Here is a 26,351-nt window from a genome sequence, read left to right as displayed (position 1 = left end):
TAAAAAGGGCAGTAATCTAAGTATAGAAAAAACAAATTTATTCTTTCTTACTACATACGTAATTATGCCAGCTATAAGAGTAGTGAATAAGATATTGATTCACTACTCACAATACTCACTTTACATTATATGGTATATTTACTCGTAAAAAGAAGATAATAACAAGTAAATCCATTAAAGAATGGGAGCTCTCAAAAAATGAAACGAAAAATATTAACTCTCTTTACGCTTATATGTTTAGCACTACCAATGCAAGCTAGTGCTTACACATTTCAGTCACTACCGATTGCGTCAAAGTCTAAACAATGGTATGTCGAAATTGATAAATCTCATAACTCAAACAAGCAAGCAATCCAGCCAAAGCAAGGTGTATTTGATACGTATAGTTTACTCGTAAAAAACATCGGTCATGATGTATCAAACGTATCTGTGGAAATACTTGATAACAATCCTACCTCTAAGGCTACCTTTAAACCTACTACACCTAATGAAAATATTTCTAAAAGTCATACAAGCTTTGAGTACATGGTATTCCCATTAGACTTTAATAGTCATAATTTTAAAGTTGTGATCACTTGGGAAGAAAAGAATTTCTCTTATAACGGCCATCCGGTAAATGAAGGTAAAAAAATGAAACAAACATTTGTATTTAGTGAAGAATAAGTCCTAATTTCTTTAGGGCTTATTCTTCTTTTTTGAAACCTGCTTGTATCGCTTCCGTCACTTCTTTTGTGATTTCTAATTTTGTTGCTTCGATACTAATTTTTTGCGCCAAATATGTATGGAAGGCTTTTCATTACAAAGTTGTTTTATTAATACTGGTTGATTATATGCTAGGTTATTTTCTATATAGGTCTAGCCCTCTTTTCCCATATAATCAATTAAATCGACGAATACTCGGTACAGACAATGCTATTCCAATTGTTAAAATTACTAAACTAGCTAGTGTTATAATAGTTATCTCGCCACCTATGACAGTAGCTAACCAGCCTACAACTACATACCCTAATGGCAATAAAGCAAAAGAACCCAACATATCAAGACTTGCCACTCTTCCGAATGCTTCTTCTGGTACAAGTTCCTGTAAACTCGTTTCCCAAATGAGTCCAAATATCATCATGCCAAATCCTTCAATTGCCATTAAGAATATTAAAGCGGGTGCCCAAGAAATGAATGGCATAATTAATAAAGCAATACCACTCATTAAAACACCTCCATAAGCCAGTAATCCTCTCTTATGCCACCGCTCTTTCCCACCAAATATTAATGCAGCAATTACAGCCCCACCACCAGAAAAGGCCATGCCAAGTCCATACACGTAAGCTTCAAAATGATGATGAACATTAAATAACCACGGAATTAATACGACGATAATGCCGGCATAACAAATATTTATAAAAGAAAAAACTAAAATTGTAATCCACAGCCACGGATGACTTTTTAAAACTAATACACCTTCCATAAACTCTTGTTTGTAATTAAGCTTACTCTTTTCAATGGGTTTTACTTTTTCAAACTTAATTTCTTTTAAAAATAATAAACATAAAAATGATAATAAGTACGTTACTGCATCTAGTCCGAAACCTATCCCTGCAGACGCAACCGATACGATTAACCCACCAAGTGCTGGTCCAATTAATCGTATACCTTGATTACTCATTTGAGTGAGTGCGTTAGCTGCATTACGAATTTCAGGAACGAATACTTTCGCCCTTACAGCAGAATATGCTGGTTGGAATATCCCTTCCATAAGTCCGTATAAGGCAACGAGAATGTATAAAACTGTAATTGTTAATAAATCCATAAATATAAGCGATGCAAGTAATAGCATTAATATACAGCGGAGTATATCCGTAAATAACATTAATTTAAACCGATCAATTCGGTCTACAATTAAACCTGCAAACGGTAAAGCGAGAATATTAGGTAGCATGTACATTGCCATTGTCATTCCCATCACAACTGTTGAGCCAATTAATGAATACACAACAACTGGGAGTATGACCATAGTTATCGAACTACCTAAGGCCGAGAGTAATTGTCCAATCCATAAAAATTTAAAGTGTGGTGATACTTTAACCGGTAATAATAATTTACCAACATAACCTAAACTTTTCTCCTTTTGTATTTCTCCTTGCATGTCTCTTCCCTCTTTTCGAATGACTATAGAATTTATAATTTATAACTTAAAATTTATAATATTCAATTTATAATTATATAAGAAACAATTATGTTATGGTAAAATTATCAAAAAAATATAAAGGAGAATACATCATTATGCCTCTAAATTCACATAACATCGAACACCAGATCTATACAATGTGTATGATCCAACGTAACAATGAAGTTTTACTCATAAAACGCCCCAACCATCGAGGTTTCCCTGGCTACATCGCTCCTGGCGGCAAAGTAGATTTCCCCGAAAGTATCGTTCAAGCCGCTATAAGAGAAGTAAAAGAGGAAACTGGATTACTTGTTTCGAATTTAACTTTTAAAGGATTAGATGAATATGTAAATCCGAAAGGTAATGTTCGGTACATGGTATTTAACTACTGGACAGACTCATTTGAAGGTGAACTTCTTTTAAACCCTCCTGAGGGCGAATTATTATGGATACCAATCGATACAGCACTACATCTTCCTATGCAAGATTGGTTTAAAGAGAGATTCCCATTATTTTTTGAAACAGGCACTTTTGAAATTCAACGTGTTTGGGATAACGAGCTAAATAAACAAATTTCTATGACAATTACCCATACATAAAAAAAGCTTGGAAACCTGTCCAAGCCTTTCTTACTTCTAAGTAATTTTTTCAATCTTATAATGAATATGTAAAAATTTAAGTCCAAATATCCACATGCTATGATGAGCTGTTAACATTTTATCCTTATCCTCTGTAATGACGAAAGTCTCTGCTAACGGTAAACGGATTGTTAAGAACCGAGTATGTAAATAAATACCCTCATCTCCCTGACCATTTTCTCTTAACTTACTAGTAATGATTAAATCATGAATATCATTATATATTTTCAAAATACCAGTCATATTCGAATAAGGTAAAGGTAAGGCGATATTCATATATGTCTCATTCTTATTTGTATGCTTTGAATAAAGAGCTACAAAAATAGATTCACCTGCTTCATTTTTCCTTAGCCAAGCCCTTACATTCTCTCTTCCATCTTTCTCATCTATTACATTAATGATAGAGCCATGCATCGTTTCCCAATTGCCGCCCATCCCTAAATGTATTTGTCCCACACGCTTACTCATTTTCTCATAACAAAATGCAAATGGGCGGAACCAACGAGCCCATTTAATATTTGATTGCAACTCATACTCTGTTGTATTTTCATAAAAACGAATAATACTTAAAGGTACCTTCGTCACGTCAAATGACTCACTATGAAAATCAGTTATTTGATCAACTAAACCGTTGTATTCCTTACTGCCTACTAAATTGCCGCTATATAAAAAAGCCTCACCAATTGCCACACTTCCTCTTAATTTACTCATTGGTTTCCCATAGTATTTATAATTCGGAACACTCTTTTCGATCATCCAGCCGACAAATGCCGGTAACGCTACTCCAATTCCATTGACAACACCATGAATCCAAACCATTTGAGCAATTGTAATCGTCATTACATGCTTCAAATTCCCGTATGAGTATATAAGTGAGAACATAATTGTAACCATGAGTGTACTAGACGAAACGATTAGTAGAATCTTTGCACTGATAGCATTAAATTTTGCTCTCCAAACGTAAAATCCATACCCATAAATCGCACATAAATATAGAAACACTGCAAAAAATTCAAATATTCTCGAGTATGTAATTCCTATTGCGACTGTCATAGGTGAAATCATGATGATAAACATAATAACATCATATACTTTACTTCTCTTTTCTCTTTTTCTCCCTATTAAACCAGCTGATAATGGCAATAGAAACGCCGAATAATGAAAATGTGCAGCTGTGAGTAAAACAATGTCAGAGCTAAACTGCATAATTGAAAGTTTTGCTACTGAAGCAAAAAACCAAAAACCACCTAAAAACAAATAAATAAACGCACTATCTATGGCGGTCTCTTCTAACGGCTTCCATCCTCTTTCTAGCAATCTACTTACACCAAATAACGCAACAATTCCTGTATATACAAACCAAACTAGCGCAAATACATAGTGATTTGTGACGAAAGCTAGCATTGCACAAATTGCTGCAATTGGATATAAAAACGATACGAATTTATAAAATAATAAATACGAGCCATCTCTTTTTCTTTTATCAATAATACAAAGTGACATTGGTATAAATAATAAAACAGATAATAATATAATTGCTTCAACAGGATTTATATTCGACCGCTCACATAATAGAAAAACAACATAACCAGCAAGCCCAAATATTATATTTTTCATATCGTTTATTTCCTTTCCACAAATGTTCCCTTATATGAAAAAAGCGAGCCAATTAACGGGTTTCGTACTTGTACATGAATTCGAAAACACTGTAGTGTTGCATCATAACTTTCAACAATTTTTGCTTCACCATACAAGAATTTTGGCAACGGAATTTTTCTTCCAAACATATAAAACCATTGTTTCTTTGAAGTAATATGCATTGCCCCTAACTCATCGATATGAAAATGTAGTGTAGAAACGAGTAAATGTGGTTCGCCAAAATAATCTACAATTTCATTTTCGTTTTCATCCAATTGCATAACTGCGTTAAAATATCTTTTCTTATTATGAAAATAAAAAGTACGGTTCCACCTTACTAATTCTTGTCCATATTCATCTCGCTCAGCTATGTTTTGTATCGTAAATGGAATTTCCTCTCCTCGTTCCGAGAAAAATATTCGAAACTTCGATGCAATTTTTAATATGAATTTTACGAAAAAAGAACCACCGTAAATTTCATCCATCTTTCCTTCCCCTGTAAAACTATTTTCTTCTGTAATCGCATAACGCTTCTGCAATTCAGGATGAAGATTTTTATAGATATCCCCTAATAATCGTTCATACATATTAGCCATACACTTATCCCTTTCTCGTCCTCTTGCAATTTTTCGCGCTTGGTAAATCGAAACTATTTATATAACCGACAATTGATAACCCCATTAAAAGAACATTTAATGTAATCGGATTAAACGGTCCTGTAAAGCTTGCGATATTCGTAAATCCTGCCGCTAACGTTAAAACTAGTAATACAATAATATGCAGTATAAATAATTTTCGTTTTGTTAGTGGCAACAGCCATACGACACCGAAAATTATTTCTAACCCCCCAATTATTTTAAGTATACATACACTACTTTCATTTGAACCGATTAATAAAGAAAGCATCTTTACTTCTTCTGAATGAGTAAACAGTAGTTTTGGCACTATCCCTTGATATATCCATACAAAAGCAAATAAAGAACATACGAGCCAATACGTCATTGTTCTTCTAATTAGTAACCTAGGATGAAGCCCCTTTTCTAACCATAATTTTAAGGCATCAAAACTCCAAGCAGTCGCCCAACCTAATAACGGACGAAAAATATAGGAATCTATTACATTTCCTATACGACCAAATCTTGTATCATAATCATATTGTGTCTCAAAATGGATGTATTCTTTATTGGGCGTATACTTCCAATAACCACGTCCTATTTGAATAAGAGATAATGTATTATCCGTCCAAAATTTTAAAGAAGAAATTCTTTCACCAGTTTCTTTTCTTATTTCACCTATTGATTCCCCTTCTCCAACTATTTCAAGCCCAAATCCAATCTTTGTTTTATACAAAAACTTCTGTGGTTCTCCTTCTTTTTTCTCTAAATACGAAATTTCAGTAAAGCGAGCATCCCACTCTGTATGTATATCTGGTTCTTGCGTATATTCCCATAATTTTTCCATCGTCGTGTTCATTTTTGTCGCAACATAAATAGGCTGTTTCCTTTTCATTCTCCCCACCTCCTATGCACTATAAGTTTAATGTACATGCAATGAATTTATTTTGCTACATTTTTCACAAACTTCCTCATAAAAAAGAAAGAATTTTTAAAATATATATAAAACACTTGATTCCACGAAAAATTTAAATTATTATAAAACAAATGTTACCAACAACTTCATAAATCAAACACTCTCGCCTAAAACGTGAGATAGAGGTTGCGATACTTATGAGTATTCTAATGGAGACACAGAGATGTCTATGAACTTAGATGAAAGGAAGTATTGCCGAAATTGATAAATTTCTCTGCATTTATCAATTGGGGCTGTTTTCGAATAGAAACAGAACTGTCATATGTACAGACGTGTACGTATGAAGAGCTATCTACAAAAAAGAGATATCATTTTTTTATGATATTCCTTTTTTGGCGGTTTTTTTATTAGCTCCGTTTTCTGTTTCCCTTTTCCTGTAACAGCACCATCCTCACTTATTTGAGATGGTGTTTTTTGTTTGTCTTTCTGGTAACTACAGGAGTATTGGGATTTATATATTTCCTAATCTATTCTTAAAAATAGACGAAAGAAGGAATTTGTAATGGAAACAATTGTTCAAAAATTTGGTGGCACTTCTGTCGGAAGCGTCGAACGCATTCAACATGTAGCAAATTTAATTATTGAAGAATATGAACGAGGTCATAGCATTGTCTCTGTCGTTTCAGCAATGGGAAAAAGCACAGATGAACTTGTCGCACTCGCTAACGCTATCACAGAAAATCCAAGTAAACGTGAAATGGATATGCTTCTATCTACAGGAGAACAAGTAACTATTTCATTATTAACAATGGCACTGCAAGCAAAAGGCTATCATGCAATTTCATTAACAGGGTGGCAAGCAGGTATTACGACAGAATCTGTACATAGTAGTGCACGGATTACTGACATTCATACAGATCGTATTCAATCTTATCTTGCTGAAGGCACGATTGTTATCGTAGCTGGTTTCCAAGGTATAAGTGTAGAAAATGAAATTACAACGCTTGGCCGTGGTGGTTCTGATACGACTGCTGTCGCACTAGCCGCTGCACTTAAAGCAAAAAAATGTGATATTTATACGGATGTGACAGGCGTATATACGACGGACCCACGAGTTGTAAAAGATGCTTACAAATTAGATGAAATTTCTTATGACGAAATGTTAGAGCTTGCTAATCTCGGTGCTGGCGTATTACACCCGCGCGCTGTTGAGTTTGCTAAAAATCATAACGTAGTTTTAGAAGTTCGCTCAAGTATGGAACAAGAAAACGGAACAATTGTAAAAGGAGAATGTAACATGGAACAACAATCAATCGTTAAAGGTATTGCATTTGAGGATAACATTACACGTGTCACAATTAAAGGACTAGAACAAGGCTCGCTTTCAACAGTTTTCTCTACATTAGCAGCAGCACACATTAATGTAGATATCATCATTCAAAGTATTACAAATGAAGGAACTGTACATCTCTCCTTCTCCATTCACTCGAATGATTTAAGAGAAACTTTAAAAGTTTTGGAACAAAATCAAGAAACTCTTCACTACGAATCTGTAGAACATGAAAATCACTTAGCAAAAGTATCAATCGTAGGATCTGGCATGGTATCTAACCCTGGTGTCGCTGCAAATATGTTCACTACTTTAAAAGAAGAAAATATTCATATCAAAATGGTAAGTACATCAGAAATTAAAGTGTCTGTCGTTATTGACCGCCTTCATTTAGTAACAGGTGTTGAGGCGTTGCATCAATCATTTATGGCGAAAATTGAGCCTTTAGTGCAAATGAGCTAATTTGATATTTTCAGTAACGCTTATAAAAAAATCATATTAATCTACTTCCTTCCTATTAAATAAAATGCTGTTCGTTAACAAGATGCTATATGACATATAAAAAAACACCTTGTCACCTTTTCATATACTATGACAAGGTGTTTTTGACTGAAAGGAATTTGTAACTACTTAGTAGTATAATTATGAGGATGATTAAATAATAAACTTTTATACATAAGGAGATAAGACTATGGCAAAAAACAAATTACTACGAATGGACAATGTCAGCATCGTTGTAGAATCCCTTGATAACGCAATCTCTTTCTTCGAGGAGATTGGCTTGAACCTCGAAGGGCGAGCCACTGTCGAAGGTGAATGGGCTGGTCGCGTAACTGGACTCGGCTCTCAGTGCGTAGAGATTGCTATGATGGTCACTCCAGATGGCCACAGCCGAATTGAACTTTCGCGATTTCTCACCCCACCTACTGTATCAGATCACCGAAATACTCCTGTAAACGCCCTCGGTTATCTACGCGTCATGTTCACCGTTGAAGACATTGACGAAATGGTATCCAGACTCACTAAGCATGGTGCAGAACTCGTTGGCGAAGTAGTTCAATACGAGAACTCGTATCGTCTCTGCTACATTCGTGGAGTCGAAGGAATTTTAATCGGTTTAGCGGAAGAACTCGGTAATAAATAAGCAAGTGACGTTTTATAAAAAAGAAGGAATAGCTCTATATTTAAGCTATTCCCTCACTTCTATTAAAACAGATGAATGTTTTCTTTTTTACAAGCTGCACGTAAATCGTCAGGCCATACAGAAGATTGAACTTCACCGATATGTGCTTTACGTAAGAAGTACATGCACATTCTTGATTGTCCAATGCCACCGCCGATTGTTAATGGTAGTACGTCTTCTAATATACCTTTATGGAAATCATACTCACGTTTGAAGTCTTCACCAGTTTTCGTTAACTGCTCATCAAGTGATTTACTATCAACACGAATTCCCATTGATGATAATTCAAATGAAGATTGTAGTACTGGGTGCCAGAATAAAATATCACCGTTTAATTTCCAATCGTCATAATCAGCCGCGCGTCCATCATGCTTTTCACCTGAACGAAGTGCATCACCAATTCCAATAATAAAGACTGCACCGTGTTCTTTCGCAATTGCGTGTTCACGATCTTTCGGTGTTAATTCTGGATATTTATCTTCTAGTTCTTGAGAAGTAATGAAAACAATCTCTTCTGGTAAATACTTTCCAAGGAACGGATATTTTTCAAATAAGTGATCTTCTAAATCTTTGAATATTCCATAAATTGTTTGTACTGTTTTTTGTAAGTAATCGACAGTACGCCATTCTTTTTGAACGATTTTTTCCCAATCCCATTGGTCAACATAAATGGAATGCGTTGCATCAAGTTCTTCATCACGACGAATCGCGTTCATGTTTGTATATAAACCTTCACCAGCTTCGTATCCGTATTCATGTAATGCAAATCGTTTCCATTTCGCTAGTGAATGAACAATTTCTAATTCTTCTCCTGAATGTAACATATCAAATTCAATTGGGCGTTCTACACCGTTCAGGTGATCGTTTAATCCTGATTTTTTCGTTACGAATAATGGTGCAGATACGCGGAATAGTTCAAGGCGTTTTGCTAATTGGTCCTCGAAAAATGTTTTAACTTCCTTAATTGCGATTTGAGTCTCTCTTACTGTCATTAATGATTGATACATGGTGGTTTCCTCCTAAAATGTTTGGATGTTGTGAAAAGAAGCCAACAAAAAAAGCCCTTCTTTCCCAAAAAACTGGGACGAAAGGCTTTGGTTCCGCGGTACCACCCAAATTAGCAACAGAGGTTGCTCACTTATACAGTACGGAGATAAAATATCTCGATACTGTTCTTCTTGTAACGGCGAAGTTCCCGGCTAAGTCTACTTTCCTATAAAGGATTTCGGTTAGCAACTCCAGGAGGTTCTTCATAATAGGCTTCGTATCAGGCTCACACCACCCCTGACTCGCTTAAACTACGTCCTACTACTACTCGTCCTTTCATAGTCGTTTTGTTGTCACATCTCTGAAACATTTTATTAATGATTATTCTATACAAAAAATAAAGAAAGTCAACAAAAAGTTTTAAAATGTTTTTCAATTCTTTATTTTACGGCTTTATTGATTGTTGTTAATTTAACATCTTTACTTTTTCTGCCTCGTCAATCCAAAAAATGTTTCACTGATCGAAACTAACGTATACACAACAATTAATGTGATCGTTCGGAATATAGAATCCGCAGTATTTCTTATTATTTTCATTTTCTTTATAATTCCTTTCAGTTTACTTGCAATTTCATGATATACTATAGCATTCAAGCAGTTTATTTTTACTTAAAGTAATCATAGTCATTTATAAAGAGTATTTTCTAAATCATTGACTATTATCAAATAAGATTTTTATATAACGGAGTGATCATATGAGTAAAACGAAAGCAAAACCGAAAAAAGGTGTAGGACAAGGTACAGGAAGTAAAGGATGGAACCGTTGGCAATCAAGTGCAAAGAAAAAGGCAGCTGCCAAACCATACAAAAGTAAAGGTACAAAGAAGTAATTTAAATAACATTTGATTTCTTTACTTTGTACAAAACAAAATATAATTATTACAACAAAAAAGCTATGCCCTCATCAATTTGAAGGCATAGCTTTTTTATATTAAATCATTAAAATATCTCGAATTTCTTCCTCTGTGATTGAGGACAATTTCTCTTCTCCCGGCTCAATCACTTCAGCGATTAAATTTTTCTTACTTTCTTGCAGTTCATGCATTTTCTCCTCAATTGTTCCCTGAGCTACTAGCTTTATAACTTGCACTGTATTTTTTTGTCCCATTCGATACGCTCTATCGGCCGCTTGTTGTTCAACAGCTGGATTCCACCATAAATCATATAATATTACTGTATCTGCACCAGTTAAATTAAGTCCGGTACCACCAGCTTTTAAAGAAATGAGAAATAGCTCTCCTTCTCCTTCGTTAAACCGATCGCACAGCTCTACACGTTCCTGCGCTGGTGTACTCCCGTCTAAATAAAAGTATGGAATTGCTTGTCGATTTAACTCACGACCAATAATAGAAAGCATCTTCGTAAATTGAGAAAAAATTAATATTCTCTTCCCTGTACTTCTACATTCCTCTAGAATCTCTAACAGTTGTTCAAATTTAGCTGAACTTCCTTTGTAATCATCAACAAATAAAGCGGGATGACAACAAATTTGTCGCAATCTCGTTAAACCAGCTAAAATTCTAATTTTATTTTTACGTAACGTGTCTTTGTCTAAATGCTTTAACGTTTCTTCCCTTAACTTCGCTAAATAAGCAGCATAGAGACTCTTTTGATCGGGTAATAACTCCGATGATTGTAAGTGCTCTATTTTCTCTGGCAACTCATTTAATACGTCCCCTTTTAACCGTCTTAATACGAATGGTTTCACTCGCTTCGCTATATCTTCACGCCTTAAATCACCGAACTCTTTTCTTCCTGGTAATAATTCCGGGAAAACGACATGGAAGATAGACCATAGCTCTTCTAATGAATTTTCTACAGGTGTCCCCGTTAGTCCGAAACGGTATTCAGCTTGAATTGTTTTCACAGCTCTTGCCGTTTGTGTTGTAGGGTTTTTAAACGCCTGTGCTTCATCAAGAAATAGTGTATGAAATGGTCTTGCATATAATCTTATATCTCTTCTCAGTAATGGATATGACGTAATTATGACATCAAATTCCGCTATATCTTTCAAAATCTTCCGGCGCTCTGCTTGGTTTCCATCTGCAATAACCGCTCTAATATGCGGGGCGAATTTTTTCAATTCACTAAACCAATTATAAACAAGAGATGATGGTGAAACGACTAATATAGGCAGCTTCTTTTCTCGAATCTCAGGCAAAACAGAATCTATAAAAGCAATGCTTTGCAACGTTTTTCCAAGTCCCATATCATCTGCCAAAATACCGCCAAAACGGTAATAAGCAAGTGTTTTCATCCATTCGAACCCATATACTTGATACTTTCTCATTTCTGCATTTAAAGTATTTGGCACAGCAAACTTTAATTTTTTCGGATTTTGAATGTTTTCTACTAACTCTTGAACAGAATCATCCACACTTAAAACATTGCCTTCATGAAGTCCATTCATCCATTTTACACTCCGAATAAGCGGAACATTTACCTCTTCTCCATGTAAAAATTCTTTCCGAATACCTGATTCTTTTATAAACTGATTAATTTCATTAAACTCTTTACTCTCTAGCGATAAAAAAGAACCGTTCGCCAATCGATAATACTTACGTTTCTCTTCAAGGGCCGCTAATACATCTTTAATTTCTGCTTCTGGTATTCCTTTTATATCAAAACGAAATGACAACCAATCAATTCTTTCTTTTCTTCTCACTCTAATAAGAGGAACTACATCCCCTTTACTAATTCGCAATTTAATTGCTGTCGTCGCATAAATATCAACTAAACCTTTTAATGTTGGCACGACGTGATATAAAAAGTTATACTCAGCTTCTTCATTATGCATAAAGTAACCGCCTTCTGTTTTTGCAAAGGCACTTTCACTCATAATGTCTAAAATCTCTTTTTCCTTTTTCTCATCACGATTAAAAACAGACGGCTGTCCATCCTCTTCTAGCGGATTAATCATGACGTTCCCATAGTGAAATTCAAGACCTGCTAATAAGCGATTTTTCACGCGGTCTAAATACAATTTCGCTTTTAGCGAAGGTGTTTCAACACGATCCGATATTACTTCATCAATGTGTACAGTTCCGAGCTTCATTAATCCTGGTACAACTTTCCCGACGAAATGTTCCATCTTACTTTCTGGAATATAAAACTGATTACTATTTGAGCGACTTATCATCTTTTGTAATTCAATAAGTCGCATACAATCTTCAATGTGTAAGTGATATAATTTCCCATCGTAAAGTGCATTGTTATACATATCCATAACTCGTACACGATTTAGACCATCTATATGAAGTGTAAATCCGCCATTATTTCCCTTTGTAAATTCAAAGTGTAACGGCAACAAACCTTTTGAAACTTGTAATCCCTGAAACAGTTGTTCATTTTGTTTCAGCTGTACATATTCAACTTTAGAAAGTGAAGAGAGCATATCTTTCCATGAAGCTGGTGGTATGAATATCATACTTTCATCTTGTTTCGCATGTACTTCTAGCGCATCCTCATACATTTTTTCGTTATGATACATTTTAATGAGCTGCTGGATAATCGCATCCGTTTCTTGTTTAAAACTATGTACATCTGGCGTATATGTAAATTCATTTGAACAATGAAAAGACTCTCTTTTCTCCACCTTAGAAAGAAATTCTCTAATATGATTTATGAAATACACTTTGGCAAGTTTCAATTGAATTCCAAGTAGAGCTCCACCACTTCTCGTAGCTACTGGTGTACATATAAACTCAACATCTAATATTTCGCGTGTATCAAAACGGTGTTGTTTACTTTTTGGCCTCAGTGGTTTGTCCGCAAACAGCTGAAACATACCACTTGTCAATTGATCGTTTCTGTTACTAGTGGAGCTCATTCCACCTGTTTGTTGATTATAGTTTATTTGTATTAATACTGCTGCAACATGTTGACAGTACGTTTGAAAAGACGCTAATGAAGGACAACTACATTTTGCAACAACATCACCCTTTTTGGCTTTTGCTACTGTAACATGGAAATCCTCGTTCCCTTTTACTGTCGCCTCACAAATTTCTTTATTTTCATCGTACTGATCTATTATCACTTTATTTGATTTATAATAGGCTTCACCTCTTTTATATGAGGTCTCTCCGCACACTTCTTTAATAATCGATTTATTCAATGTGAAACTCATCGCTTTGACACTTCCTTAATATAAAACCATTTTCTCTTACTTAACATTTTACATGCTCCACGAGAAAATATAAAATGTTGATTTAACAAAAGAAGATGCTTATTTATAAGCATCTTCTTCACTCTATCTCCATCAACCTCTTCGCCTCAAAATACAATACTTGAATAAACTTCTTCGTATTAATTCGCGTATGACCAGAAGATGCGAGTTCATCTTTCGTCATTTCTGTCATCCGTTTTCTAACTACGGTAAAATCGAAAAATTTTGGAGCATAGCTTTCAAATTTTGGATTTGAAAAGTCTGTTAATCCTAAAGAAGCCAAATGATTTAACGACTGATAAATAGCTCGACGTACTCTTTGTTCAGACGCTTTTTTCTCTTTATCAATATCCGCCTCTAAAGCTAAATCCCCTAATTTTCTTATCGTAATATGATGGAAAATTTCTTTTAACGCAGGAAAGCCAAACTCAAATGTCTGTGCCTTTTCTTGACCATATAAATATTCCAGCATACTAAGTAAATCTTTACTTCCATTCTCTCCCGCAATACCGAGTTCTGATAGTAAAAAGCGCCCTAAATCCCCTATCTTTTTTCCTTCTTGCACTGGTTCAGTACGCAATTGCGGTTTTTCCCACTGAAACACGTTATTCAATGATTTTTGAATATCGTGTATAGAACGCTCCAATCTAATACGCTCCATCACTTTGCGTACAACCGATACAACTTCGATTTTATTTAATGGTTTTGTAATATAATATTCTACACCAAGTGTATATGCCTCACCTATAAGCTGCTTCGATTCCACTTGAGAAATCATAATGATTTTCCCCGTGAAAGTTGACGCAATGTGACGAACTGTTTCAATTCCGTCCCTCATCGGCATCAACAAATCAATAAATAAAATATCTACTTTTTTAAAATTTAGTTGATCCGCCTCAATAAAAGCTCCGTCATCCGCCTCACCAATTACTTCTCCAAGATCTCCATCTTCAATAATTTGCGAAAGCATCGAACGGAAAACTTCATCATCGTCTACGATATAATAAAACAAATCTATTCCCCTTCCCGCTTTAAACTACCCTCCGGTAAACAAACGATAAACTTACATCCTCTTTTATTTTCTCGGCCTTCTAATCTCACTTCTCCGCCTAGCTCTGTTACCATTTCATTTATGTAAGAAAGCCCAATACCAGTTGACGGCGTTCCCGTTTGATCATACTTGGAAGTAAACCCTGGCTTAAATACTAATTTCTTATACTTTTGTGCAATACCAGGTCCATCGTCAATTACTTCAAAAAATATATGTTGATCTCTTTTATATAGCTTAATAATAACGACACCTTTATCTTCAATTGCTTCAACTGCATTTGCAGCGAGGTTATTAAAAATTGATAGAACTGTATACACGTGATATGCAGCATGCTCACCTTCTATATGTTTAGAAAAACGTATATCCTTTTCTAGCATTTCAGCATACTTCTCGTTTATTCTAACAATCATTTCTGCTAACTCATGTCCTTCTACATATTCAGCCACATTTTTATCTAATAACAGTTTAGATAATCCTGCAAATATCCTTTGATTATCCTTTTTTATTTCATGCACTTCTCCCGCTATTTTCAATGCTGTTTTACTACTTGAATCAGCGCTTACTTGTAAATTTCGATATAGTTGATATGCTTCTTGTGTAATTAACTCCGCATTTTGTAACGTCTTTTTCAAATGAACAGATTCCACATATAAATTAGAAAGATGCATTAACATATTTTCATTTTCTTTTCGAACTTGCGATTCTTTTAATTTCGTTTCATATAAATTCATCATATTTAAAAAACCAAGTGCAAAGAAACTACGAAAAATAGCAATAATGATGAGTTTATTTACTTCAGAAATCGTTATTATTGTACCTAGTACTAACATGTGATAAAACGCAAGTTCTGACATACTTGCAACAATTTCAATTGAAATTCCAAGGCATCCAATAATGATTGGTTTCTGATGGAACTTATTTACCCTGCAAAGCGAAAAAAAACTGCCATAAATAAAATAATAGAAGAACACAGGATAACGCAAATAAAATGATTCTGTCATATGAAATGAACCTTGCATGATCCAGTCAAGACATACTCGGAATAAGACTACAGATATACCAACAAGAATACCTGCAACTCCTGCTGGTACTCTTCTTAAAAATAATAATAAAAAGAAGAATAGCGGTGTACCGAAGCTAACTCGAAACGTATCATTAAAGGGATGAAAGTTCAGCTCCCCAGCAATCGGAACAACGACCATTAATATAATTAAAAGGGACATATCTTTCTTCCATAATTGATTCCAATTCAAAGGTGACACTTCCTATACTTTTTTTCAGTAGTAAAAGCGAAAGCCCGCTTATTGTTATAAACGGGCTTTTTTTCTATATTCTAACCTTTTCTACCGCTTTTATTTGGCGATACTCTGGCTTCCACATTGCTTCTTTCACTGCCATCTTGATATCGTTATCACTTAAGTTCACTCTTGCAACACCTTCTGCAACTGCAACTTTAGCTACTTCAATTGCAACCATTTCTGAGATATTACGTAATTCTTCGACCTCTGGTAAAATAGGTGCTCCTGGCTGACTTGTATCTACCATACTTGCAACTGCTTCAGCTGCTGCTGCGAACATTCCATCCGTCATGACGCTTGCTCGTACTACAATTGTTCCAAGACCAAGACCTGGGAAAATAAGTGCATTATTTGATTGTCCAATCACATACGTTACACCGTTATATGTAACTGGTTCAAATGGACTTCCTGTTGCAACTAACGCTCTTCCTTCTGTCCACTCGATTAAATCTGCTGGTTTTGCTTCAGCAAGTGGCGTCGGATTCGACATTGGTAAAATAATTGGTCTTTCTACGTGAGAAGCCATTTCTTTAATAATCTCTTCTTTAAATGCACCTGCAACAGTAGATGTGCCAATTAAAATTGTCGGTTTTACATGTTTCACAACTTCAGCAAGTCCGATCACATCATTTTGCTTCCACTCACTTACTTCTGCTTCTTTTCTTGCGTACGGAATTTGGAAATCAAGAAGATCTTCCATATTATCTGTAACTAACCCGTTACGATCAATACACCAGAAACGCTTATATGATTCTTCTTCAGATACGCCTACGCGGACCATCGCATCTCTAACTTGATCTGCGATACCGATTCCAGCCGTACCAGCACCAAATACAACAACGCGGTGTTCACTTAGCGGTACACCAGAAGCTTTCACTGCCGATAATACTGCCGCAAGTGAAACTGCACCTGTACCTTGAATATCATCATTAAACGTACAAACATCATGACGATATTTATCTAAAATTTTTCGTGCGTTACGAGAGCTAAAGTCTTCCCAATGTAAAAGTGCTTTCGGGAATTGTTTGTTTACCGCTTGTACAAACGTATCAATAAATTCATCGTAAGCTTCACCTGTTATACGAGGGTGACGATTTCCAATATAAAATGGATTGTTTAATAGCTCCTCACGGTTTGTACCTACATCTAAAATTACCGGTAATACACGACTAGGATCGATTCCAACTGCAGCAGTGTAAACAGCTAATTTTCCGATTGCGATGTTAATACCACCAACGCCCCAGTCACCAATTCCTAATATGCCTTCTCCATCTGTTACAACGACTAAATCAATGTTCTCAGCTGTTGCACCGATATTCGTGAATGCTTCTTCGATACCTGATGGATCGTTAATTGATAAATAAACACCACGTGGTTTACGATATTCATGACTATATCTTTGAATTGCTACACCGACAGTTGGTGTATATACAATCGGTAACATTTCACGTAAATGATCTGTTAATATACGATAAAATAATACTTCATTTCGATCATGTAACGCAGTTAAGTATACATTCTTTAATAAATCATCCGGCTGAGAACTAAATTGTTCGTATGCTCGGCGTGCCTGTTCTTCTAACGTTAAAACCGCTGGCGGTAATAACCCTTTTAAACCTAACTCTTCTCTTTCATTTTGTGTGAAAGCTACCCCTTTATTTAAAAGTGGTGTTGATAATACTTCTGCTCCTCTTAATGTTGTTTCTAATGCACCATTAGAAGCTACTGTAAACTTGCTCATAACATCCCTACCTCTATTCATATATAGCATTTCTATATTGTAAACAAAAAAGAGGGGATTGTCCCCCTCTTCTTTTAATTTTTCTTTAAAAGAGTTGCTCCTGCAATCCCTGGGTGTGTCATTTCGAATGGATCTAGAATTAACTCTAAGTCTTCTTGTGACAATACACCATTTTTCACACAAAGTTCTCGAACGGATTGGCCTGTTGCAATTGCTTCTTTCGCAACGCGAGCTGCTGCTTCATAACCGATATGAGGGTTCACGGCTGTAATAATTCCTACACTTTTCTCAACATACTCTTTTAAGCGATCTTCATTCGCTTCAATTCCTTTTAAGCAATTATCTGTAAAGGCACGGAAACCGTTATTCATAATGCTAATCGATTGAAGTAAGTTGAAAACAAGTACTGGTTCCATAACGTTTAATTCTAATTGTCCTGCTTCTGAAGCAAGGCAAATTGTATGGTCATTACCAATTACTTGGAACGCAATTTGATTAATTACTTCTGGCATAACAGGGTTTACTTTCCCTGGCATAATAGATGAACCTGGTTGACGAGCTGGTAACATAATTTCCGCTAAACCAACACGCGGACCTGATGCCATTAAGCGAAGGTCATTCGCAATTTTAGACATATTCATCATACATACTTTAAGCGCTGCAGATACTTCAGTATAAGCATCCGTATTTTGCGTCGCATCTACTAAATCTTCTGCACCAACAAGCGGTAATTCACTAATTGCAGCTAAATGTTTTACAACTGCTTCAATATATTCTGGATCTGCATTTAAGCCTGTACCAACTGCAGTTGCTCCCATGTTCACTTCATATAAGTGTTGACGTGATTGCTGAATGCGTTTCATATCACGTTCAAGTACACGTGAGTACGCTTTAAATTCTTGTCCAAGGCGAATTGGCACAGCGTCTTGTAAATGTGTACGTCCCATTTTAATCACATGATCGAACTGTTCGGCTTTTAATTCAAATACATCATGCATATAACCCATCGTTTGTAATAAGCCTTCTAATGCATTTAACGTTGCGATATGAATCGCCGTTGGGAATGCATCATTTGTTGATTGCGCCATATTTACATGACTATTTGGACTAATATAATGATAGTCTCCCTTTTCCATTCCTAATAATTCAAGAGCACGATTGGCAATGACTTCATTTGCATTCATGTTCATTGAAGTACCCGCTCCGCCTTGGATTGGATCTACGATGAAATGATCATGCCATTTTCCATCAAGAATTTCTTGAGCAGCTTCTGCGATCGCACCGCCCTTGTTTAATTCCAATCTTCCTACATCTGTATTCGCAAGCGCTGCTGCTTTTTTTACAACTGCGAACGCTTTAATTAAACCTTCATGGATTTTGTATCCTGTAATTGGGAAGTTTTCAACTGCACGCATTGTTTGTACGCCGTAGTATGCATAGTTTGGTACTTCTTTTTCACCTAAAAAATCTTTTTCAATTCGAACACCATTTTTAACTTCAGTTAATGTTGCCATGATTATTCACTCCTTAACGATTTCTTATGCTGCTTTTGTTTCTTTGACTGTTTCTACATATTGTTTTGCTTTCTCATTATCGAATTCGCCTTCCCACTTCGACATAACAATGGCCGCTAATGCATTTCCTAATACATTGACAGATGAGCGAATCATATCTAAAATGCGGTCAATTCCCGCAATTAATGCGATACCTTCTAGTGGTAACCCCATTGAACCTAACGTTGCTAATACAACAACGAACGATGCACCTGGAACTCCCGCCATACCTTTAGATGTTAACATGAGAACGAATAATAACGTTATTTGCTCCGTTAGTGACATGTGCACACCGTACATTTGTGCAACAAACAATGCCGCTAACGCTTGATAAATAGCCGATCCAGTCAAGTTAAATGTATAACCTGTCGGAATTACGAAAGAGGCAACTGCCTTTGGACAACCGAACTCTTCCATTTTTCTCATTATATTAGGTAAAACAGCTTCTGAACTTGCTGTCGTAAATGAAAGAATCAATTCTTCTTTTAAAATTTTTATTAATGTAAAAATGTTTACTCCAACCATTCGTGCATTAATACCTAATACAATCACAACGAATAGTATAACAGTTACGTATACAGCTAGCACTAGTTTTCCTAGCGGAAGTAGTGTTGCTACACCAAATTTTGCAACCGTAACGGCAATTAATGCGAATACACCAAATGGTGCAAATTTCATAACTTGATTTGTAACCCAAAACATGGCTTCGAGTACGCCTTCAAAAAAGTTAAAGACAGGCTTTCCTTTTTCCCCAATTGCCGCAACTCCTAAGCCGAATAATACTGAGAAGAATATAATCGGTAATAGGTCACCTTGTGCAATCGATTCAAATACGTTTTTCGGTACAATGTGAACAATTGTCTCAGCAAAACCTTTCTTCTCTGTTGCATCTGCAGTTTGTTTATAAGAAGAAATATCACTTTGCTGTAAATTACTCATATCAACACCAGTACCTGGTTGGAATATATTCGCTGCAAGTAATCCCATTAAAATAGCAATCGTCGTAATAATTTCGAAATAAAGAATTGTCTTACCACCCAGTTTCCCAAGCTTCTTCATATCTCCTACACCAGCTACTGCAACAATTAATGCTGAAATAACAATTGGTACTACAATCATCTTAATTAAGTGAATAAATATATCCCCAATTGGTGTGATATAAGAAATCGCCGTTTTATTGCCATAAAAGACTGCCCCTACTACAATCCCTAAAACAAGCGCTACAAAAATTTGTGTTGCCAATCCGAATTTTTTCATTTATGTTCATCCCCTTCATGCGAACGCTTTCAATTTGAATTTATAAAAGCTACTTACACATCTTATAAGCGAACCTACAAAATCATACAAAAACCTACAAGTTCGTCACAAAAAATTCAAATATTTTTCTTCTTTTTTTCATTGACACCATTTTGTTAAAAAACGATAAAATAAACTTGATAAGTAATCAGATTGTTTCGTATAATCAAAAAGATATATACTTAAAAAAAATCGAAATGAAAAGGAGTGGATGTTATGAGAAACTATACAAAGAAATTCGTCCTATCTTCTTCTTTTCTTTTTCATTTTCTTAAAAAGGAACAAAGGCATTCGCCTTTGTTCCTTTTTTATTGCGATCTATATAGGGGGAATAGTTATGAGACCATATAAACGTGTCTTAATTAAATTAAGCGGCGGTGCACTTGCCGATCAAACTGGAAATAGCTTTAACTCCAAACGATTAGAACATATCGCAAACGAAATTTTATCCATTGTTGATTTAGGTATCGAAGTATCCATCGTCATCGGTGGCGGTAACATTTTTAGAGGTCATCTAGCTGAAGAATGGGGAATTGATCGCGTAGAAGCTGATAATATCGGTACGTTAGGTACAATTATTAACAGCTTAATGCTTCGCGGTGTTTTAACAAGTAAAACAAATAGAGAAGTGCGCGTTATGACTTCCATTCCATTTAATGCAGTAGCTGAACCATACATTCGTTTGCGTGCAGTCCACCATTTAGATAACGGTTATATCGTTATCTTTGGAGGCGGAAACGGGCAACCGTTCGTGACGACAGATTATCCAAGCGTACAAAGAGCTATTGAAATGAATAGTGATGCCATATTAGTCGCAAAACAAGGTGTCGACGGCGTTTTTACAAGTGATCCAAAGCATAACAAATCAGCAAAAATGTACAGCAAACTAAACTATAATGATGTTGTTAGACAAAATATACAAGTCATGGATCAAGCAGCATTACTGCTTGCCCGAGACTACAATTTACCAGCACATGTCTTTAACTTTGATGAGCCTGGAGTGATGAAACGAATTTGTTTAGGGGAGCATGTAGGGACGTTGATTAATGATGATGCTTCATTGCTGGTGCATGAAAAATAATGATTTCCCACCAAAAAAGGGTGTCTTTTGTAGGCACCCTTTCCTAATTCATCATCACAAATAGAAGTCAACCAATCCCGCTACTTTCTCCTTACAACGCTCCCAAAAAGATAACTTTTCAAAAAACTCTTTCGTCATTTCTTTCGAATCATGAAAATCCTCTGTTAACGCCTTATTAACTTGTTCTACAATAGGACCACCATAAATATAAAAATTCATTTCATCATTTATATTGAAGCTACGCGAAGTAAAGTTTGTTGTACCTATAACAGTTAACTCATTATCAATCAGCATTAACTTTCCATGAAACATTCCTTTTTTATACCCATATACAGTAATCCCATTATTAACAGCCTGACGTATGTATGGATACGCCGCTTCTTTTATAAGAGGTAGATCTGGTTTATATGACCAAAGTATTTTTACTGTAACACCACGCTTTTGCGCCGCGATTAAAGCATTCATAGATTCTTTATTTTTCGCTATAAAATACGGCGTTGCAATTACAATTGAGTGCTGAGCTTGTTTTATGAGCTCTATATATTTCTCAGCAACGTAATGGCCATTGTAACTAGTCATAGTATGTAATGTATTCCCTTTGCTAGCCTTATTCGTACTTCTCTTTATATCTTCTTTCGTATCTCGCTTCCAATCTAAAGCGAATTGCTCCTCTAAATCTTTTGCTCCTTCTCCTTTAAGCCGTACATGATAATCACGCCAATATCCAAATCGCTTATCTTTCCCCAAGTACTCATCTCCTATATTAAATCCGCCTGTATAGCCAATTTCTCCATCAATCGTCGTAATACGGCGATGATTACGATGATGTAGGGAATAAAACCCGAATGGTAATTCCTGTTTTCTACTATATGTAAAATGCACGCCACTTTCCTGTAATTCTTTTTTCACCTTTCTTTCAAATGATAAATCGTTAAGTAAATCGACAGATAAATATACGTTTACTCCTTCTCTCGCCTTCTCTTTTAATAAGTTTAAAAAAGTATGGCTACTTTTATCATCCGACAAAATGAAAAAGTACGTGTAAATAGATTGCTTCGCCTCTCTTATATCAGTAAATAACTGTTTATAAAATGACTTTCCTTCTACATATAATTGAAAATCACTATAATGAGGAGCGTACTCTGTCGGCATATTTTTCCCGACTTCCATTTTTCTTCCGAGCGTAACGTCAATATGCATCCAAATTAAAACAAAAACGAAAATAGTAATTACAATAGAAGTAACTCGCAATATTTTTTTAATCATTTTGATTTCCTTCCGCTCATTTTCTTTCCACCTTTCTATTTTGTCATTCAAATTTAGATTTCATGCTTCATACAAAAAAGGATGCGACTTAACGTCACACCCTTTTCATATTAAACAAAGTTTCTCGCATCATTATTTCTTCCAAACTTATAAATAGCAATTAAGAAGAATGCTACTGCAAAGGCAAATAAGATTAAAATATTTAAATACAAATCTGAAATTGGAATTCCTTGTTGTAGTTTTGATACTGTGTCTAATAGCCATCTCTGCGGAAGAAAATCAGCTACTTTTTGTACCGCTTTTGGCATAATGTCATAAGGAAAATAACATCCAGCCAGTAAACATGTCGGTACAATAATCATATTTTGCAGTGCATTTGCTGATGCTGAGTTTTTCGAAAAAGCGACAAGGACTAACGATATTCCAATCGCTATTAAAGCAAATAGCATGAGTACACCAATCATCACTATGAAAGGCATATTGATATTTATATGAAAAATATTCGTTAGGAATAAGATTGTAATCAGAATTTGTACTGTTAATAGCAGCATATTTACCCCGACATTAGATAATATGAATTTCTTCCCATCTATCGGCGTTGATAAGAGTCTAAAATACGTTCTATTTTCTTTTTCTTTTAAAATATAACCTGATAAGTTCGCTGCTGAAAATAGCATAAACATAATAAGGTAACCCATCGTTTGGTTTGTCATATCTTTATTTTTCGAAGTATCTTCTAGCGTCTCAGTTTTCATTTTAAATGAACCTTTTTGATATCCTGCGTACATAGTATCAAATGCACTTTGATCTGTTCCTGCTACTTTACTAATAGCTGCTACATTATCAATATAATTGTATAAATATGATTTTATAAATCCTGTTACTTGATCACCTTTAATCGATGAAATTTCAATATGATTTGGTTTCCCTTCTCGAACACTTTTTGAAAAACCAGAATCTAATGTAATAACTCCATCAAGTTTTTTGGAAGTGAGTTTATCTTCTACTTCAGATTCTTTAATTTTACTTACCTTTACATGATTTAATCCTTCTAAAAATTTCACCGTATCATTTGCTATAGATTGATTTTCTTTATTAATAACCCCGATATTTAACGTCCCTTGCCCCATATTCCCATACATCGAGAAGGAGATTAGTGTTCCAATTATCGGCAAACTAATAATAATGAATAACCCTTTTTTATTTTTCAAAAGTACAGATAACGTTTTTTGTATGAGCCATAAAATATCTTTCATACTATAGCCCCTCCCGTCTACGTAATGCAATCATTGCAATTAATAAAAAGAGTGCTGAAATGCCAAGGTTTAAACATATTACCGGTAGTGCTGCTCCTACATCATTTGCATAAATAATTTTCATAACAGCTGTGTTTGCCCACGTTAATGGTGATAAATTCGTAACGAAATTTTCTTCTATTACGAAATATGCACCACCAAAAATAGAGGATAATTGCACAATAACCATAATAATTGCTCTAGATGATTCCGGTGTTTTTGTAATATATCCAATTCCTAAACCGAAGCTAATTGCTAGAAAAATTTGTGTTAATAAAATAAGAAATATGATTCCAAGATGGTCGCCCCAATTCGCTTGAAAAACAAATTTACTAAATAACATGACGAGTAATATGCACAGAGCATTTGCTACTAGGCTACCAAGTACTTTTCCAATGAATATTTCAGCCTTACTTATAGGTGCAGCAATGAGACGATCTCCTGTTTTACGTATTCGTTCTCCTCGAATTAAAGAACTCGCTCCCATCGCAGCATATAGTGCAATCATCGTTGTCATTACAACCGCGTAGTAATCCATAGAACCTGGTTTTTTCGCAGCTTGTAAAGATGTTTCTTTTATATAATCATTATGATTTCCGCTTGAAAAAACTGTGCTCACCTTACTAGGATCTACTTTTGCAACTTCGGCCGCTACATTGTACTTATCAACAAATGTTGTAAGCATGCCTTCCACAATACTTCCCTCAACACTACTTTTGTCACTTCCATAAAATTTTGCACCATCTTTATTTAACTCTACATAAGCAGCATATTTATTTTGCTTCACTTCTTCTTTCCCATCTATACCTTCGGAAGCTTTTTTAAAATGAATACCCGATTTATCGACTTCTTTCGTAAATGCTTCGAACGATTGAGAAAATGTGCTACTCGCTTCATCTTTGTAGAGCACTTGTATATCTTTAATCGCTTGACTATCGCTATCAAATGCATTCGTTAACGCTGTTCCTAACACAAGCATAAGTACAACCGGAAATGCTAACATAAAAACTAAAGTTCTTACGTCTCTGAAATCTCTTTTAATATGCATAACTGCAATATTGAAGATGTTCAATTGATGAACCTCCCTTTACCTTTTCTTCATTTACCTTTTATTTATCTCGTAAGTTTCTTCCAGTCAACGTAAGGAATACTGTTTCTAAGTTCGGGGCCTGCTCCTCTACCGAACGAATTTCAATATCATGATTAATGAAGTGCTGAATAATTTTATTTAAATTGTTTACTCCTGCATCCGAGTTTACTTTAATTACGTTCTCTTCAATTTGAACAGCTTTCACACCGTTTATCTCTTTTAACTTTTTTACATCTAAATTTTCTACTGACTTCACTTCAACCCAAATATCTTTCGTATCAGTAATAATCGCTTTTAACTGTTCTTTCGTACCTTCTGCAATTACTTTACCGTGATCTACAATTGCTATTTTCGTACAAATCTCTTCTACTTCTTCCATGTAGTGGCTCGTGTAAATAATGGTACTTCCCATTTCATTTAATTTTCGAACAGACTGGAGAATATAGTTTCTTGACTGTGGATCAATTCCCACTGTCGGCTCATCCATAATAATTAACTTCGGTCTATGAGCGATCGCACAAGCGATATTCAATCTTCGTTTCATCCCGCCAGAAAAGTTTTTCGGATAACTTTTATGTTTATTACTAAGCCCCACAAACTGAAGCGCTTCCTCTACTCTTGCTTTTAGCTCTGCTCCTCTTAAACCGTACAATCCAGCAAAGAATTTCACATTTTCATAGGCAGTTAACTCTTCATAAATCGCAATATCTTGCGGAACGATACCGATATTCATCTTCGCAAATCGATTATGTTTTTTTATATTTTTTCCTAATATGCTAATTTCACCTTCATTACTTCTTAACAACCCAGCAATCATATTTATCGTTGTACTTTTACCAGCACCATTTGATCCTAAAAAGCCAAATATCTCTCCTTCTTTAATAGATAAAGACATATTATCTACCGCGATGAAATCACCAAATTTTTTCGTTAAATTTTTAATTTCTAATGTATTCATCATTTCACCCCTATTTCGGTTTCTCTG

Annotated in this window: 21 protein-coding genes, 1 riboswitch and 1 other annotated feature; of the genes, 6 read left to right on the top strand and 15 right to left on the bottom strand. The window is 35.2% G+C overall.

All coding sequences use genetic code 11. From position 1 onward, the window contains the following. The first annotated feature begins 198 nt into the window (after positions 1 to 198). The gene (locus AC0ONG_RS07515) at positions 199 to 663 is read left to right on the top strand and encodes a hypothetical protein (protein ID WP_000823339.1); all 465 of its coding nucleotides are present in this window, start codon (positions 199 to 201) and stop codon (positions 661 to 663) included. A gap of 214 nt (positions 664 to 877) precedes the next feature. On the opposite strand, the gene AC0ONG_RS07510 is transcribed toward AC0ONG_RS07515, so the two are convergent. Then, positions 878 to 2,140: an MFS transporter gene (locus AC0ONG_RS07510; RefSeq protein WP_001161166.1), complete on the bottom strand. Its 1,263-nt coding sequence runs from the start codon at positions 2,138 to 2,140 to the stop codon at positions 878 to 880. Between the two features lie 137 nt (positions 2,141 to 2,277). On the opposite strand from AC0ONG_RS07510, the gene AC0ONG_RS07505 reads away from it, so the two are divergent. Next, positions 2,278 to 2,763 (top strand): 8-oxo-dGTP diphosphatase, encoded by a 486-nt coding sequence (locus AC0ONG_RS07505; RefSeq protein ID WP_001130579.1) that lies wholly within the window; start codon positions 2,278 to 2,280, stop codon positions 2,761 to 2,763. A gap of 36 nt (positions 2,764 to 2,799) precedes the next feature. Here the strand turns inward: AC0ONG_RS07505 and AC0ONG_RS07500 are convergent, their stop codons facing one another. From AC0ONG_RS07500 to AC0ONG_RS07490, 3 genes are read right to left on the bottom strand one after another with little or no spacing between them, the layout of a single operon-like run. After that, a complete protein-coding gene (locus AC0ONG_RS07500; RefSeq protein WP_016098205.1) occupies positions 2,800 to 4,419 on the bottom strand; it encodes a YndJ family protein in 1,620 nt (539 codons plus the stop codon). Between the two features lie 5 nt (positions 4,420 to 4,424). Continuing rightward, positions 4,425 to 5,036, bottom strand: coding sequence for a DUF4166 domain-containing protein (locus AC0ONG_RS07495; RefSeq protein WP_000002624.1), 612 nt, complete (start codon positions 5,034 to 5,036; stop codon positions 4,425 to 4,427). Between the two features lie 4 nt (positions 5,037 to 5,040). After that, complete coding sequence (locus tag AC0ONG_RS07490; protein WP_000823949.1) at positions 5,041 to 5,949, bottom strand: DoxX-like family protein; 909 nt, start codon at positions 5,947 to 5,949, stop codon at positions 5,041 to 5,043. Between the two features lie 193 nt (positions 5,950 to 6,142). Continuing rightward, positions 6,143 to 6,329, top strand: a riboswitch (Lysine riboswitch). A 203-nt stretch (positions 6,330 to 6,532) separates the two neighbouring features. Here AC0ONG_RS07490 and AC0ONG_RS07485 point away from each other — a divergent pair. Then, entirely contained in the window at positions 6,533 to 7,762 is a 1,230-nt protein-coding gene (locus AC0ONG_RS07485) for an aspartate kinase (protein ID WP_000448034.1), read from the top strand. Positions 7,763 to 7,991: 229 nt separating this feature from the next. Further along, positions 7,992 to 8,444, top strand: a complete 453-nt coding sequence (locus AC0ONG_RS07480) for a VOC family protein (protein WP_001107268.1) — start codon at positions 7,992 to 7,994, stop codon at positions 8,442 to 8,444. 62 nt (positions 8,445 to 8,506) lie between these two features. On the opposite strand, the gene asnA is transcribed toward AC0ONG_RS07480, so the two are convergent. Continuing rightward, positions 8,507 to 9,490 (bottom strand): aspartate--ammonia ligase, encoded by a 984-nt coding sequence (gene asnA, locus AC0ONG_RS07475; RefSeq protein ID WP_000284912.1) that lies wholly within the window; start codon positions 9,488 to 9,490, stop codon positions 8,507 to 8,509. Positions 9,491 to 9,560: 70 nt separating this feature from the next. Then, positions 9,561 to 9,819: a binding site (T-box leader), on the bottom strand. 406 nt (positions 9,820 to 10,225) lie between these two features. Between asnA and AC0ONG_RS07470 the strand changes: the two genes are divergently transcribed. Next, positions 10,226 to 10,360: a DUF3934 domain-containing protein gene (locus tag AC0ONG_RS07470; protein WP_000047588.1), complete on the top strand. Its 135-nt coding sequence runs from the start codon at positions 10,226 to 10,228 to the stop codon at positions 10,358 to 10,360. A gap of 101 nt (positions 10,361 to 10,461) precedes the next feature. On the opposite strand, the gene AC0ONG_RS07465 is transcribed toward AC0ONG_RS07470, so the two are convergent. The 6 genes from AC0ONG_RS07465 to AC0ONG_RS07440 all read right to left on the bottom strand — a co-directional run bounded on the left by AC0ONG_RS07465 (position 10,462) and on the right by AC0ONG_RS07440 (position 20,595). Then, positions 10,462 to 13,656: a DEAD/DEAH box helicase gene (locus AC0ONG_RS07465; protein ID WP_136996489.1), complete on the bottom strand. Its 3,195-nt coding sequence runs from the start codon at positions 13,654 to 13,656 to the stop codon at positions 10,462 to 10,464. Between the two features lie 118 nt (positions 13,657 to 13,774). Beyond that, on the bottom strand, positions 13,775 to 14,707 hold the full coding sequence (locus AC0ONG_RS07460) for a response regulator (RefSeq protein WP_000500302.1): 933 nt from the start codon (positions 14,705 to 14,707) through the stop codon (positions 13,775 to 13,777). 2 nt (positions 14,708 to 14,709) lie between these two features. Further along, the gene (locus AC0ONG_RS07455; protein ID WP_074595886.1) at positions 14,710 to 16,008 is read right to left on the bottom strand and encodes a sensor histidine kinase; all 1,299 of its coding nucleotides are present in this window, start codon (positions 16,006 to 16,008) and stop codon (positions 14,710 to 14,712) included. A gap of 64 nt (positions 16,009 to 16,072) precedes the next feature. Then, complete coding sequence (malS, locus tag AC0ONG_RS07450) at positions 16,073 to 17,785, bottom strand: oxaloacetate-decarboxylating malate dehydrogenase (RefSeq protein ID WP_016117558.1); 1,713 nt, start codon at positions 17,783 to 17,785, stop codon at positions 16,073 to 16,075. A gap of 74 nt (positions 17,786 to 17,859) precedes the next feature. Further along, positions 17,860 to 19,299 (bottom strand): aspartate ammonia-lyase, encoded by a 1,440-nt coding sequence (gene aspA, locus AC0ONG_RS07445; RefSeq protein WP_000224190.1) that lies wholly within the window; start codon positions 19,297 to 19,299, stop codon positions 17,860 to 17,862. A gap of 24 nt (positions 19,300 to 19,323) precedes the next feature. Beyond that, positions 19,324 to 20,595 (bottom strand): cation:dicarboxylate symporter family transporter, encoded by a 1,272-nt coding sequence (locus tag AC0ONG_RS07440; RefSeq protein WP_000713291.1) that lies wholly within the window; start codon positions 20,593 to 20,595, stop codon positions 19,324 to 19,326. Positions 20,596 to 20,971: 376 nt separating this feature from the next. Between AC0ONG_RS07440 and pyrH the strand changes: the two genes are divergently transcribed. Beyond that, positions 20,972 to 21,715: a UMP kinase gene (gene pyrH / locus AC0ONG_RS07435; protein ID WP_001248060.1), complete on the top strand. Its 744-nt coding sequence runs from the start codon at positions 20,972 to 20,974 to the stop codon at positions 21,713 to 21,715. Between the two features lie 54 nt (positions 21,716 to 21,769). On the opposite strand, the gene AC0ONG_RS07430 is transcribed toward pyrH, so the two are convergent. The 4 genes from AC0ONG_RS07430 to AC0ONG_RS07415 all read right to left on the bottom strand — a co-directional run bounded on the left by AC0ONG_RS07430 (position 21,770) and on the right by AC0ONG_RS07415 (position 26,324). Further along, positions 21,770 to 22,981, bottom strand: a complete 1,212-nt coding sequence (locus AC0ONG_RS07430) for a phospholipase D-like domain-containing protein (RefSeq protein ID WP_000591942.1) — start codon at positions 22,979 to 22,981, stop codon at positions 21,770 to 21,772. 110 nt (positions 22,982 to 23,091) lie between these two features. Then, positions 23,092 to 24,237 carry an ABC transporter permease gene (locus AC0ONG_RS07425; protein ID WP_000651861.1) on the bottom strand — a complete coding sequence of 382 codons (1,146 nt, stop codon included), beginning with the start codon at positions 24,235 to 24,237 and terminating at the stop codon, positions 23,092 to 23,094. A 1-nt stretch (position 24,238) separates the two neighbouring features. Beyond that, positions 24,239 to 25,348: an ABC transporter permease gene (locus AC0ONG_RS07420; RefSeq protein ID WP_474203546.1), complete on the bottom strand. Its 1,110-nt coding sequence runs from the start codon at positions 25,346 to 25,348 to the stop codon at positions 24,239 to 24,241. Positions 25,349 to 25,385: 37 nt separating this feature from the next. Continuing rightward, the gene (locus AC0ONG_RS07415) at positions 25,386 to 26,324 is read right to left on the bottom strand and encodes an ABC transporter ATP-binding protein (protein ID WP_098829746.1); all 939 of its coding nucleotides are present in this window, start codon (positions 26,322 to 26,324) and stop codon (positions 25,386 to 25,388) included. Positions 26,325 to 26,351 lie beyond the last annotated feature (27 nt).

The sequence above is a fragment of the Bacillus sp. TCT6 genome, from assembly GCF_056033845.1.
Note: the sequence above shows the minus strand (reverse complement) of the source record. Positions and strands in the feature narration are given on the sequence as shown.